The sequence below is a fragment of the Methylobacterium sp. J-026 genome (assembly GCF_022829585.1).
Taxonomy (GTDB): Bacteria; Pseudomonadota; Alphaproteobacteria; order Rhizobiales; family Beijerinckiaceae; genus Methylobacterium.
On the sequence record NZ_JAKSYC010000065.1, the window covers coordinates 23,300 to 36,614 of the forward strand.

The 13,315-nt window shown below is 70.0% G+C and carries 9 protein-coding genes; 5 read left to right on the forward strand and 4 right to left on the reverse strand.

What is annotated here, in order from left to right:
- Window positions 1–110 precede the first annotated feature (110 nt).
- The 3 genes from madL to MKK69_RS05450 all read left to right on the forward strand — a co-directional run bounded on the left by madL (window position 111) and on the right by MKK69_RS05450 (window position 2,139).
- Window positions 111–563 (forward strand): malonate transporter subunit MadL, encoded by a 453-nt coding sequence (gene madL, locus MKK69_RS05440; RefSeq protein WP_243966690.1) that lies wholly within the window; start codon window positions 111–113, stop codon window positions 561–563.
- 29 nt (window positions 564–592) lie between these two features.
- Window positions 593–1,357, forward strand: a complete 765-nt coding sequence (madM, locus tag MKK69_RS05445) for a malonate transporter subunit MadM (protein ID WP_243966831.1) — start codon at window positions 593–595, stop codon at window positions 1,355–1,357.
- A 113-nt stretch (window positions 1,358–1,470) separates the two neighbouring features.
- Window positions 1,471–2,139: a GntR family transcriptional regulator gene (locus tag MKK69_RS05450; RefSeq protein ID WP_243966691.1), complete on the forward strand. Its 669-nt coding sequence runs from the start codon at window positions 1,471–1,473 to the stop codon at window positions 2,137–2,139.
- A 165-nt stretch (window positions 2,140–2,304) separates the two neighbouring features.
- Here the strand turns inward: MKK69_RS05450 and MKK69_RS05455 are convergent, their stop codons facing one another.
- Together MKK69_RS05455 and MKK69_RS05460 are read right to left on the reverse strand one after the other, a co-directional pair.
- Window positions 2,305–3,465: a glycosyltransferase family 2 protein gene (locus MKK69_RS05455; protein WP_243966692.1), complete on the reverse strand. Its 1,161-nt coding sequence runs from the start codon at window positions 3,463–3,465 to the stop codon at window positions 2,305–2,307.
- A gap of 770 nt (window positions 3,466–4,235) precedes the next feature.
- Window positions 4,236–5,720: a PAS domain S-box protein gene (locus MKK69_RS05460; RefSeq protein ID WP_243966693.1), complete on the reverse strand. Its 1,485-nt coding sequence runs from the start codon at window positions 5,718–5,720 to the stop codon at window positions 4,236–4,238.
- A gap of 598 nt (window positions 5,721–6,318) precedes the next feature.
- Here MKK69_RS05460 and MKK69_RS05465 point away from each other — a divergent pair.
- Both MKK69_RS05465 and MKK69_RS05470 read left to right on the forward strand, forming a co-directional pair.
- The gene (locus MKK69_RS05465) at window positions 6,319–7,152 is read left to right on the forward strand and encodes an FAD binding domain-containing protein (protein ID WP_243966694.1); all 834 of its coding nucleotides are present in this window, start codon (window positions 6,319–6,321) and stop codon (window positions 7,150–7,152) included.
- On the forward strand, window positions 7,143–9,881 hold the full coding sequence (locus tag MKK69_RS05470) for a molybdopterin-dependent oxidoreductase (RefSeq protein ID WP_243966696.1): 2,739 nt from the start codon (window positions 7,143–7,145) through the stop codon (window positions 9,879–9,881). Before MKK69_RS05465 ends, MKK69_RS05470 begins: the two co-directional genes overlap by 10 nt.
- Before the next feature lie 84 nt (window positions 9,882–9,965).
- Here MKK69_RS05470 and MKK69_RS05475 read toward each other — a convergent pair whose 3' ends face one another.
- Together MKK69_RS05475 and MKK69_RS05480 are read right to left on the reverse strand one after the other, a co-directional pair.
- Complete coding sequence (locus tag MKK69_RS05475; RefSeq protein ID WP_243966697.1) at window positions 9,966–12,683, reverse strand: sensor histidine kinase; 2,718 nt, start codon at window positions 12,681–12,683, stop codon at window positions 9,966–9,968.
- Window positions 12,684–12,701: 18 nt separating this feature from the next.
- Window positions 12,702–13,307: a K(+)-transporting ATPase subunit C gene (locus MKK69_RS05480; RefSeq protein WP_243966698.1), complete on the reverse strand. Its 606-nt coding sequence runs from the start codon at window positions 13,305–13,307 to the stop codon at window positions 12,702–12,704.
- Window positions 13,308–13,315: the final 8 nt, after the last annotated feature.

Genomic DNA, 13,315 nt, shown 5'->3' on the forward strand with positions numbered 1-13,315 from the left:
GGTGGAAACGGCCGACGAGCCGGTCCGGGAGGGAGACGGGTCATGCCGAGCGCGTCGAGACGGCCGCCGCGATGCGCCGGGAATCCGGTGCGGCAGAAGGAACAACGCCGATGATCGTGCTCGGTGTCGCCCTGCTCGCCGCCTGCACGTTGATCGGCGTGTATCTCGGCGATCTGCTCGGCGTCGCGCTCGGCGTGAAGGCCAATGTCGGCGGCGTCGGGATCGCCATGATCCTGCTCATCGCGGCCCGCCTGTGGCTGTCCCGCCGGGGCCGCTTGACCAAGGGCGTCCAGTTCGGGGTCGAATTCTGGGCCGGCATGTACATCCCGATCGTCGTCGCCATGGCGGCGCAGCAGAACGTCGTCGCCGCGATGAGCGGCGGCCCGATCGTGCTGATCGCCGCCACGGGCTCCCTGGTGCTGTGTTTCGGCGCGGTGGCGCTCCTCAGCCGGATCGGTCGCCGCGATCCGGGCAGCGGCGCGGTCGAGCATGGCGGATCGGTGATCGGCGGCGAGACCGAACCGGCCAGCGGGCCCGCTGCATCCAGTGTCGGGAAGGGGTGAACGCCATGGACCAGGCAACGGGACACGCGATCTGGCACGGGATCGAGCACGTCTTCGTCGAGCAGAGCCTCGTGGCCGCCTTCGCGGTGGTGGGGGCGCTGATCCTCGTCTCGAATTTCGCCGCCAAGCGCCTGACCAACGGGCGCGTCCACGGCTCGGCCATCGCCATCGTGCTGGGCTTGGTGCTGGCCTATGTCGGCGGGGTCTATACCGGCGGTAAGAAAGGGCTGGCCGACATCCCGGCGCTCGCCGGCATCGGGCTCATGGGCGGGGCGATGCTGCGGGACTTCGCCATCGTCGCCACGGCTTTCGAGGTCGACGTGGTCGAGGCCCGGCGCGCCGGCCTACTGGGCGTCCTCGCCCTCGCGCTGGGTACGATCCTGCCCTTCATCGTCGGCACCCTGACGGCCGTGGCTTTCGGGTATCACGATGCGGTCTCGATCACGACGATCGGGGCGGGCGCGATCACCTACATCGTCGGTCCCGTCACCGGAGCGGCCATCGGCGCCGATTCCACCGTGATGGCGCTGTCCATCGCGACGGGGGTGACCAAGGCCGTCATGGTGATGGTTGGGACGCCGCTCGTGGCGCGGCTGATCGGGCTCGACAATCCGCGCTCGGCCATGGCCTATGGCGGGCTGATGGGCACGGTGAGCGGCGTGGCCGGCGGCCTCGCGGCGACCGATCCGAAGTTGGTGCCCTACGGGGCGCTGACGGCGACGTTCCATACCGGACTCGGCTGCCTAGTCGGCCCGTCGATCCTGTTCCTGGCAGTGCGGGCCCTCGTCGGCTGAGCGTCTGTCCGCTGCGGCCGACAGCATCCGCCGCGACGGATGAGGATGGCCGACAGCATCGTTTGCCTTGAGAACCGGAAGCCGCAGCCTGCGGAAGGGTCTAGGATCGGTCGATGCACGGCGATTTCCAGAAGATCGACACGGGATTGCTCTCGGACCGGATCCGCGACGCGCTCACCGATGAAATCGCGTCGGGGACGATGGCGGCCGGCACCGCCCTCGATGAGCAGAACCTCGCACAGCGCTACGGCGCGTCGCGCACGCCCGTCCGCGAGGCCCTGCGGCAGCTCGCCTCGTCGGGGCTCGTGGAGATCCGGCCGCGCCGGGGCGTCGTCGTCGCGCGCCTGACGCCGCAGCGCATCGCCGACATGTTCGAGACGACTGCGGAGATCGAGGCGATGTGCGCGCGGCTCGCGACCTACCGGATGACACCCCTCGAACGCGGCGAGCTGATGGAGCTCCACGCGGACTCCGCCCGCGCCGTGTCGGAGGGCGACGTCGATGCCTACGACCGCTTCAACCGCACCTTCCACGAGGCGCTCTACACGGCGACCCACAACGGATTCATGGCCGAGCAGGCGCTGGCGATCCGGGAGCGTCTCGCCGCCTTCCGCCGGACGCAGCTGCGCCACGCCGATCGGATCCGCCGCTCCCACGAGGAGCACGGCGAGATCCTGACGGCGATCGCGGAGGGCGATGGCGAGATGGCCGCCCGGCGGATGCGGGCGCATATGCTCCGGGCGGCAGCCGCGCTGGGGCGCTACATCGCGGAGATTGGGTGAGGGCGGCGCCGGGTGGGCGTCCCACTGCTCGGGGATCTGGATTGCGGTGCCGAGATTGCGGCCACGGCGCCCCAGGATCGGGGTGGCTCAGTGGGCATTTGGATGGGCCGACCCGATTGAAGCAGGCCGCGGATCCGGGCCCCGGATCGTGTGCCCGACGTGTCCTCAGACCTGCCACTGCGGCATGAATTCCGTGCGGTACGCCGAAGGGGCGAATCCCCAGACCGGATCGAGCATCTTGCCGAGTGCCTCGCGGGACAGCTTCGCGATCCTCTCGCGAACGTCGACCGGCAGGTCCGGATGCCCGAGGATGTCGAGGCAGTTCGCCAGACAGGCGCGGTATTGGCCCGTGCAGTACGCGTTGACCGCGTACTCATCCTGTAATCCGTATTGGTAGATCCACGGTTGGAGGAACAGGCCCTCGCTGGGCATGTTTGGAGGCAGCCCGGCCTCGGCGTAGTGAAAGCCTTCCACGAACTTGCGTAAGTGTCTGTAATACCGGCTGGCGCCGTGGCGCGCCTCCGCTCGTTCCGGGCAGATCGCGATCGCGCGGTCGTATAGGGCTTTGATCTTGTCCTCGGGCTCTCGGATGGCTTCCATGATGTAGGCGGCGCTGAGTAGGCTGATGTAGACCTCTTCATGCCAGAAGCGATACTCCGTACGCTGCAAATAATATTTTAGCGAATTCTCAAAGTCATTAGAATCTCGGTAGCTTTGAGCAAGATAAAATGTATAGCGCGCGATCAGGAACGGATCCTTCTCGGTCTTCAGCGCCGTCTCGAGGATGACAGCGTCGCGCTTGTACGTGTCCGGATCGCGATGCCGTGCACCGTCTTCCCCGCGGCGCATGGCCAGCGGCAGCGAGCCGCGGCTGGCCTTGACCTTACAGTCGAGGAACTCGTGAAGGACACCGCGATAATGCCACGGCAAGGCGTTGCTGACGATCTGTAGGCGCTGGTAGCGGGTGAAGCTGTCCACGATGGTGAGGTGGTAGGCCGAAGCTTCAAGCTTCGGCATCGTGAAGCCCGCTGGAATGACCAACTCGTCGTCGGCGTCGATGATCAGCGAATAGTGTCCATGGGGACGCGCCAGGCGCAGCGCTTCGCTCCGGTTATAGGCGAAGTCGACCCATGGCCGTTCCACGAGCCTGCCCGGGATATCCGCCATCGCGGCACGGATCACATCCTGAGTTCCGTCGGTCGATCCGGTGTCGACGATGATCCAGTGATCGATGATCGGCCTGACGGAATCAAGACATCGACGGATGACATGTGCCTCGTTCTTGACAATTATCGATAGACAGATTGTCTGTGTAGACGATTTCATGCCGCGAAGACTCTCTGCTGCGAAACCGCGCGGTTTCACATTTTAGCCTTTCGCCCCATAACGTAGCGCTGACAAATTTGCAAAGTTCAATCTTCGATCATTTATGCATCGTATGCGGCATTGAGAGCAAAAGTACTGTTTCCAATTTAATTAATACAAGTCGTTGAAAGCAATAAATTTGTATCCTTGGCGAGGTTTGGCAGTGAAAACTGAATTTTAAACGTGACTAACCGGCATCTCGGCATCCCGGGGATCGATAACGATCCGGGTCCAGATGGGCGGCGTCGATCAACGCCGCCGGCGCGTGCTGGAAATGTCAGGGGCACTGCGCGACGGATCGGCGACATCGCAGGTCGCTGCGAAACCGATCGGAGGGTCTAAAATTGAGACGCATCAGTCGAACCGCAGTCGGTCGGTTCGGCGCGCGGGATAGGCCGCTATGTTCGGGGGCGTGATGCGCGGCCCGGGATCGCATCATTCTTCCGAGCCAAACACCCCGTCATGTCTGTTCGCGCGACAAAGCCCTGCATGGCACAGGGTCACGATACCGACGCGTGTCTGACCGCCATCGAGACCGACGATGCGCAGCTGCGGTGGTTCCTCGGGTAGCGGGCGCAGAGGTTGGCTGCGCCAACGCCTGCGCGACCCCATGGCCACGTTCCGCAGGGTCCAGCGCCGCTCAGCCGACACCGCAGGGCGCGTCGAGGGCGACGCGACCCTTGGGACGATGGGCGGCGCCGGAGGGGCCGGTTGCCCGCGCCGGGTCCGGGTCAGCCCATGGACCGCGTGGCGTCCCGTACGTGGCGCGTCGCCTGGTCGAGCCGCGTGCTCGCCTGGGCGATCGTGTCCATGCCGGCCGCGATGGCCGAGACCCCCCCGGAGGCGGTCTGCAGGCTGCCCGACATCTCGCGCGTCACCACCGATTGCTCTTCCACCGCCGACGCAATGGCGGACGAGACCGCATTCAGCGTGCCGATCGTGGCCCGGATGGCGCCGATGGCATCCACCGCCTCGCGGGTCGTCGATTGGGTGGCGGCGATCTGACCGCGGATCTGGTCGGTCGCGCGCCCGGTCTGCAGGGCCAGGGTCTTCACCTCGCTGGCGACCACCGCGAAACCGCGGCCGGCGTCGCCCGCGCGGGCCGCCTCGATCGTGGCGTTGAGCGCGAGCAGGTTGGTCTGGGCGGCGATACCGGAGATCAGGCCGACGACGTCGCCGATCTGCGTCGCCTGCGCGCTCAGGCCGGCGACGATCTGACCGGTGCGCTGGGCCTGGTCCACGGCCTGACCGGCGATCCCGGCGGCATGGCTCACCTGCTCGCTGATCTCGTTCACGGAGAGCGACAGCTGCTCCGCCCCCGTGGCCATCGACCTGATATCGTGTGAGACCCGGCCGACCGTGTCGGCCGCCTCGCCGGTCTGGCGGCTCACATCCGCCACGGCGTCGCCGATCGCGTCGATCTCGTCGCCCACCGCCTTCTGCGCCTGCGCCCTTCGCTCGCGCTCGTCCACCTGCGCGGTGATGTCGGTGGCGAACTTGACGACGCGAACGGGTCGGCCATCCGCGTCGGTGATCGGATTGTAGGTCGCCTGGATCCAGACGGCCCGGCCACCCTTACCCATCCGCTTGAACGCACCGGACTGGTATTCGCCGCGGGCGAGCGCCGCCCAGAACGCGCGATAGGCCTCTCCCGAACGCTCGGCCTCGCCGACGAACAGGCTGTGGTGGCGGCCGACGATCTCGTCGAGCCGATACCCCACCGCGTCCAGGAAGTTCTGGTTGGCGCTGAGGATCGTGCCATCGAGGGCGAAGGCGATCACCGCCTGCGAGCGGTGCAGCGCCGTGATCTGCCCTTCGAGATCCAGGGTCCGCAGCTTGTCGGCGGTGACGTCGGTGGCGAACTTGACGATCTTCGTCGGCTTGCCGGCCGGGTCGAGCACGGGATTGTAGGTCGCCTGGATCCAGACCTCGCGCCCCCCTTTGGCGATGCGCTTGTACTCGGCCGTCTGGAACTCGGCCCGCCGCAGCTTCTCCCAGAACTGACGATAGGCCTGACTGTCCCGCGCAGCCGGCTCCACGAACAGGCTGTGATGGCGGCCGCGAATCTCCTCGAGGGTGTAGCCCATGGCCGCCAGGAAGTTCGGGTTGGCATCCAGGATGGTGCCATCCAGCGCGAATTCGATCGTCGCCAGCGAGCGGCTCAAGGCTGCAAGTTTGGCGTGCTGATCCCGCCGGCCGTGCAGGCGCGCGAACATCGATGTCTCCACATGTCGGGCGGATGCGCGCGCCGGACAGGCGCGTTCGTCCGAGGGGGGCAGGGCTTTCGGTGACCGTTAAAACGCAACCTAAGATACTTTATTGATTGCGTTTGCGGCCCTTATTTCGCATTCCTGTATGATGTGCTTCTTATTTCTTAGGGGTTAAGATAGCACTTTGCTCAACAAATATTGATCTGTCCTGTGCGCGAGTTGAGCTCACATGAATTCACCTGGAGATTGTATCGATCTAGCCCCTCCGTCATCCCACTGACCGTCTGTCATTGACGGTGGGCGGATCCCGCGCGGACTCGACGCCCGTTGGCTCACGCACATAGGCCGATCGTCGCCTCGATCCGCGAGCGGGCGGACGGTTCCCGCGTTCGCCATTGCGAAGACTGGGGCAGGATCGCGACGATCCGGGCGTCGACCACCCCCAGTGAGCCGTCGCCGATCACAGGGCCGCCGGCAGCGGCTCGGGGCTCGCCTCTCGATACCCTCGCTTCTACCGGGCGCGCACACGGACTCCTGACCGGGCCCGCGGGCCGGCACGCATAGTGCGTGGCCGGGTCCCCCGGTGCCCAGATGACGAGCGCGCATGGACCTCATCGCCGTCGAGACCGTCCTTCGGCCCCGCAGCCGTTCCGAATTACCGGCCTGGCAGGCTGGCGACGCCTGTCTGGCGGGGGGAACCTGGCTGTTCTCCGAGCCGCAGCCCGGCACGCGGCGCCTCGTCGACCTCGCCGGCCTCGGATGGCCGCCATCCGCGCTCGGCCCGGAGGGTCTGATGCTCGCGGCGACCTGTACCATCGCGCAGCTCGATCGCCTCGATCTGCCGCCTTCATGGGTCGCGGCGCCGCTGGTCCGGCAATGCTGCCGCGCCCTGCTCGGCTCGTTCAAGATCTGGAACACCGCCACGGTCGGCGGCAATCTCTGCCTGGCCCTTCCGGCCGGCCCGATGATCGCCCTGGCAACGGCGCTGGAGGCCAGTTGCGCGATCTGGTCCGCCGACGGTGCGGAGCGGTCTCTATCCGCCACCGATTTCGTCCTCGATCCCGGGCGCAACGCCCTGCGCCCGGGCGAGATCCTGCGCAGCCTGTCGATCCCGGCGGCCGCGCTGACCCGGCGGACGGCGTTCCGGCGCATCAGCCTCAGCCCCAACGGCCGGTCCGGCGCGTTGCTGATCGGGACCCGGGACGCGTGGGGCGGCTTCGCGCTCACCGTCACGGCCTCGGTGCGGCGCCCCCTGCGCCTCATCTTCGACGCCCTGCCCGACAGGGCGGCTCTGATGCAGGTCCTCGACGAGGCGATCCCCGAGACCCTCTACCACGACGACGTACACGGCCGACCCGACTGGCGCCGACACGTCACCCGGCACCTCGCCGAGGAGATCCGCGAGGCCCTGTCGGGAGAGGCCGGCCGATGCAGCTGACGGTCAATGGCGCCCCGCACGAGGGTGAGGCGCGGCCGGGCCAGTGCCTGCGCACGTTCCTGCGCGAGGCCGGCTGGTTCGGCGTCAAGAAGGGCTGCGACGCGGGGGATTGCGGCGCCTGCACGATCCATCTCGACGGCGAGCCGGTGCACAGCTGCCTGATCCCGGCCTTCCGCGCCGAGGGGCGTTGCGTGACCACCATCGAGGGGCTTGCCGGCCCCTGCCGCACGGACGACCCGGAACCCCGCGATTTCCATCCGATGCAGGCCGCCTTCCTGGCTGCGCAGGGCTTCCAGTGCGGCTTCTGCACGCCGGGCATGATCATGACGGCCGCCGCCCTCGATCAGGGCCAGCGGCGTGATCTCGGTGCAGCCCTGAAGGGCAATCTCTGCCGCTGCACCGGCTACCGGGCCATCCGCGACGCCATCGCGGGGATCGCCCATACGGAGGGTGGAGCCGGCGACCCGGTGGGCCGGAACCTGCCCGCTCCGGAGGCGCCCCTGGTGGTGTCCGGACGGGCGCGCTTCACCCTCGACAGGGCGGCCTCCGACGCGCTCCACCTGAAGGTCCTGCGCTCGCCGCACGCCCATGCCCGCATCGCGGCGATCGACACCGCGGCCGCGGAGGCGATCCCCGGCGTCGTGGCGATCCTCACCCACGCGGACGCGCCGCCGGGCCGCTTCTCCACCGGGCGCCATCAGGATCCCCGGGACGACGCCGCCGACACACGGGTGCTTGACCCGATCCTGCGTTTCGTCGGCCAGCGGGTCGCCGCCGTGATCGCGGAGACGGAAGCGGCCGCCGAGGCCGGGTGCCGGGCCTTGCGGGTCACCTACGAGATCCGCCAGGCTTTGCTCGATCCGGACCGCGCCCTCGAACCCGGCGCCCCGCCTGTCCACGACCCGGGCGACCGCCCCGGCGCGGACGCGCCGCCGCTCGCGTGCCACCCGAATCTCGCCGCCGAGGTCCGCGGCGAGGTCGGCGACGTGGCGGCGGGTTTCGCGGCGGCCGATATCGTCTACGCGGAGACGTTCCGATCGCAGCGGGTCCAGCACGCGGCCCTCGAGACCCATGGCTGCATCGGCTGGCGCGGGCCGGACGGCCGGCTGACGCTGCGCACGAGCAGCCAGGTGCCGTTCCTGACCCGGGACGCGCTCTGCGACCTGTTCGGCCTGGAGCGGGCGGCCGTGCGCGTCGTCTGCGGCCGGGTCGGCGGCGGCTTCGGCGGCAAGCAGGAGATGCTCACGGAGGATCTCGTCACCCTGGCGGTGCTGCGCACCGGCCGGCCGGTGCGCTGGGAACTGACCCGCCAGGAGCAGTTCGCCGCGACCACGACGCGTCACCCGATGCGGGTCGCCGTCACGGTCGGCGCCCGCCGGGACGGGACGCTCACGGCGATCAGCCTCGACGTCCTGTCCGACACCGGGGCCTACGGCAATCATGCGGGCGGCGTGATCCACCACGGCTGCAACGAGGTGCTCGCCGCCTATGCCTGCCCGAACAAGCGGGTAGCCGGCCGGGCGGTCTACACCAACACGGTCCCGGCCGGGGCCTTCCGGGGCTACGGCCTGAGCCAGACCATCTTCGCCGTCGAATCCGCCCTGGACGAGGTCGCCCGGCGCCTCGGGCTCGATCCGTTCGCCCTGCGCCGCCGCAACGCCGTGAGGCCGGGCGATGCCCTGGTATCGAACAGCCTTGAGCCCCACGACGTGGTGTTCGGCAGCTACGGCCTCGACCAGTGCCTGACCCTGGTGGAGGAGGCGCTGCAGGCCGATCCGGGGCCGGACCCGGAGCCCGGTTGGCGGAGCGGCACCGGGATGGCGATGGCGATGATCGACACGATCCCGCCCCGGGGCCATCACGCCGAGGCGCGGGTGAGCCTGGAGGCGGACGGGTGCTACACCGTCCGGGTCGGCACCGCCGAGTTCGGCAATGGCACCAGCACGGTGCATCGTCAGATCGCGGCGTCCGCGCTGGGCGCCGATCCCGCGCAGGTGCGCATCCTCGGCGCGGATACCGACGCGGTCGGCCACGATACCGGCGCCTACGGCAGCACCGGCACCGTGGTGGCGGGCCTGGCGACGCTGCGCGCCGCCGAGGCCCTCGCCGAGCGAATCCGCGCCCGGGCTGCGGCGCTGTCCGGCGCGGAACCAGAATCCTGCCGCCTCGCCGGCGATGCGGTGGAGACGCCCAGGGGCCCGCGCGCGCTCACCGCCCTCGGGCCGCTGGCCGCTGAGGGCCGCGCCGACGGCAGCCCGCGCTCGGTGTCGTTCAACGTCCAGGCCTTCCGGGTGGCGGTCCACCCGGTGACCGGCGAGCTCCGCATCCTCCGAAGCGTCCACGCCGCCGATGCCGGGCGGGTGATCAACCCAATGCAGTGCCGCGGCCAGGTCGAGGGCGGCGTCGCGCAGGCGATCGGCGCCGCGCTCTACGAGGATTTTCGGATCGACGGCGCGGGCCGCGTGATCACGCAGGCGTTCCGCGACTACCACATCCCCGCCTGCGCCGGCGTCCCGGACACGCAGGTCCTGTTCGCCGACAGCCATGACAGCGTCGGTCCGCTCGGGGCCAAATCGATGAGCGAATCGCCCTACAATCCGGTCGCGGCCGCCCTGGGCAACGCCATCCGCGACGCCACCGGGGCGCGCCTGACCGCGACGCCCTTCGCGGCCGACAGGATCTACCGGGCCGTGGCGGCCGGGCGGGGCGGGGACGCGGCAGCGCCCTGAAGCGCGGCGCGCCCCCGGCGGGCGGGTAGCGCCGCCGGCCGGAGCGTACCGTCCAGTTCGCCGCGCCCCGCACCACCGTGCGCGTCAGGCGGCGACGTCCTTCGGTGCGCTCCGGGCCGGGACCGGGAGGGTGATGGTGAAGCAGGCGCCGCTGCGGTCGCGCCGGTTCGCGGCCGTGACCGTGCCACCCATCGCTTCGACGAAGCCGCGGGAGATCGCCAGACCCAGGCCGGTCCCGGCCCGGACCCGGTCGCCCTTGCGGGCCCGGTAGAACTTGTCGAACACCCGCTCGAGGTCGGCATCCGGTAGGCCGTCGCCCTCGTCCAGAACCGCGATGCGCAGCTCGGCCCCCGCGCGCAGCGCCCGGATCGTCACGGTCGAGCCCTCCGGGGCATACTTGGCCGCGTTGTCGAGGAGGTTGACCAGGACCTGCTCGAACAGCACCGGATCGAGCGCCAGGGCCGGCAGGTCGGGGGCGATGTCCACGGTGACGCGATGGCCGGCCAGGATCGTCTGCGTCCGCCGCAGGGCGGTATCGACCGTCTCGCCGATGTCCTGCGCCGACAGATTCGGCGCCACCGCCCCGGCCTCGAGGCGGGTCATGTCGAGCAGGTTGGCGATGAAGCGGTTGAGCCGCTCCGCCTCCTCGATGATCGTGCCGAGCAGCTCCGCCTTCGCCTCGGGCGGCAGGGCGGCGTCGAGGTCGCGCAGCGTGCTCGCCGCCCCCAGGACCGAGGCCAGCGGTGTGCGCAGGTCGTGGCTGATGGAGGTGAGCAGCGCCTGGCGCAGCCGGTCGGTCTCGGCGGCCCGCTCGGCGCGGTCGAGATCCTCCACGAGCCGCACCCGCTCGATGGCGAGCGCACCCATGTCAGCCAGGGCATCGAGGAGGCGCCGGGCCTCGGGCGTCAGGATCGGCCCGGTCCCGTCCGCATCGAGGCCGATCACCCCGATCGTGCCGCGCCCGGTGCGCATCGGCAGGAACAGGCGCTTGGCCCCCGGCAGGGTGTCGGCACCGCGGCCGGCGGGCCGGTCGTTGTCGAAGGCCCACTGGGCCGCCGCGACGTCGGCCGCGTCGAGCCGGTCCTCCGGCGGGTAGCCGGCATGGACCGTGACGGCCTTGCCGTCGGGCAGGAGGAGGACGACGCGGACTCTCAGCATCGCCGCCACCTGGGCGCAGGTGGCCCAGAGCACGTCGTCGAGCGTCCCGCAGGCGGCGAGCTTCCGGGAGAAGCCGAACAGGCGCTCCGTCGCCCGGGCGCGGCCCTGGCTGACCATCGCGATCCGCCGGGTCCGGGCGGCGAGATTCGAGACTAGGACCGCCACCAGGGTGAAGAGCAGGAAGGCCGCGACGTTGGTCGGGTCGGCGATCGTGAACGTGTAGACCGGCGGAAGGAAGAAGAAGTTGTAGGCCAGCGAGGCCGCCAGGACGGCCGCCAGGGCCGGCCCGAGGCCCGACCGCACCGCCACCGCCACGACGGCGGTCAACAGGAACAGGTCGGCATTCTCCACGCCCGCATAGGGCTGTGCCAGGAGCGCGGCGCCGAGTCCGACCGCGATGGCGACGATCGCGATGCCGTAGGGCCGGACGGCGAAGCCGGTCCGCGGCGCCGCCGCCGTGACGGTGCGGCGGGGCTGTCTCTCATCCGGAACGGCCTCCCCGGGCACCACATGCACGCTGATATTGCCGCTGCGGCGCACGAGGTCGTGCACCACCGAGCCGTTGACGAGCTCGAACAGCCACGACCGGTTCGCCTTGCCCACGACGATGTGGTTCACGTTCGCCGAGCGGGCGTAGTCGATCACGTCGTCGGCCAGGCGCCGGCCGCCGGGCAGGGTCACGGCGTCCCCCCCGAGCCGGTCGGCCAAGCGCAGGGCCTCGGCGATCCGGTCACGCTCCGCCTCCCGCAGGGACGCCGCGCGGGCGCCCTCGATCGACAGCGCCGTCCACGGGGCGTGCAGGCGGTCGGCAAGGCGCTTGGCGTAGCGCACGAGGCCGGCCGAGCGGGGGTCCTCGTTCACGCAGACCAGCACCCGCTCGCCCGCCGCCCAGGGCCCGGCGATGGCGTTGGCCCGCATGTGGCCGAGGAGTTCGTCGTCGACCCGGTCCGCCGTGCGACGCAGCGCCAGTTCCCGCAGGGCGGTCAGGTTGCCGCGCGAGAAGTAATGCTTCAGGGCGCGCTCGGCATTCGTCGGGACGTAGACCTTGCCGTCCTTCAGGCGCTGGATCAGGTCGTCCGGGTTGAGGTCGACCACCTCGATATCGTCCGCCCGGTCGAGGATGCCGTCCGGGACGGTCTCGCGCACGCGGATGCGGGTGATCTGCGCCACGACGTCGTTGAGGCTGTCGACGTGCTGGATGTTGAGCGTGGTGTAGACGTCGATGCCGGCGTCGAGCAGTTCCTCGACATCCTGATAACGCTTCGGGTGGCGCGAGCCCGGTGCGTTGGTGTGGGCGAGTTCGTCCACCAGCGCCAGGGCCGGCCGGCGGGCGAGCAGGGCGTCGAGGTCCATCTCCTCCAGCACGGCGCCGTGATAGGGCACCGCCCGGCGGGGGATCACCGCGAACCCGTCGAGCAGGGCCTCGGTCTCGGCCCGGCCATGGGTCTCGACGACCCCGATGACCACGTCGGTCCCGGCCTTCAGCCGGGCCCGCCCGATGGTCAGCATCTCGTAGGTCTTGCCGACGCCGGGGGCGGCCCCGAGGAACACCTTGAGCCGGCCGAGCGTCCGTTCTTCCCGGCGCGCCGCTTCGAGCAGGGCGTCGGGGGAGGGGCGGTTCGGGTCGCGGCCGGTCTCGGGCATGATCCCCCTATACGCCGCTCAGCGGCGGACGAGATCCTCGAGGGCGAGGTTCAGCGCCAGGACGTTGACGCGCGGCTCGCCGAGGAGCCCGAGGGTGCGGCCCTCGACGTGGGACGCGACGAGTTCGCGCAGCCTGTCCTGCGGCAGGTTCCGGGCCTTGGCGATGCGGGGAATCTGGAAGTCGGCGGCCTGCGGCGAGATCTCCGGATCGAGGCCGGACCCGCTGGTGGTGACCAGATCGACCGGCACCGGGGCGGCCGCGTTCTCCGCCTTCAGGGTGTCGCGGTCGCCCTTGACCCGCTCGGCCAGCGCGGCACTGGTCGGGCCGAGGTTCGAACCCGAGGAGTTCGCCGCGTTGTAGGGCGCCGGCACCGTCTTCGAGGCGTCGGCCGGGTCGGGTGCTGTCGTAGCCGAGGGCCGCCCGTGGAAATATCCGGCGCCCGCGAAGGTCTGCCCGATCAGGCGGGAGCCGACGATCGTACCGTCGCGCTCGATCAGGCTGCCCGCGGCTTTGGCCGGGAAGATGACCCCGGCGAGGCCGGTCATGGCGAGGGGGTAGGCGAGCCCGGTGACCACCGTGAGCGCGGTGAGGAGGACCAGGGCGGGGCGGATCTGTTTGAGCATGGCGGGTC

Excerpts from the sequence above, each read along its gene's own strand:
- madL (WP_243966690.1), top strand. The coding sequence starts at position 111 with ATGATCGTGCTCGGTGTCGCCCTGCTCGCCGCCTGCACGTTGATCGGC.
- MKK69_RS05450 (WP_243966691.1), top strand. The coding sequence starts at position 1,471 with ATGCACGGCGATTTCCAGAAGATCGACACGGGATTGCTCTCGGACCGG.
- MKK69_RS05455 (WP_243966692.1), bottom strand. The coding sequence starts at position 3,465 with ATGAAATCGTCTACACAGACAATCTGTCTATCGATAATTGTCAAGAAC.
- MKK69_RS05460 (WP_243966693.1), bottom strand. The coding sequence starts at position 5,720 with ATGTTCGCGCGCCTGCACGGCCGGCGGGATCAGCACGCCAAACTTGCA.
- MKK69_RS05465 (WP_243966694.1), top strand. The coding sequence starts at position 6,319 with ATGGACCTCATCGCCGTCGAGACCGTCCTTCGGCCCCGCAGCCGTTCC.
- MKK69_RS05470 (WP_243966696.1), top strand. The coding sequence starts at position 7,143 with ATGCAGCTGACGGTCAATGGCGCCCCGCACGAGGGTGAGGCGCGGCCG.
- MKK69_RS05475 (WP_243966697.1), bottom strand. The coding sequence starts at position 12,683 with ATGCCCGAGACCGGCCGCGACCCGAACCGCCCCTCCCCCGACGCCCTG.
- MKK69_RS05480 (WP_243966698.1), bottom strand. The coding sequence starts at position 13,307 with ATGCTCAAACAGATCCGCCCCGCCCTGGTCCTCCTCACCGCGCTCACG.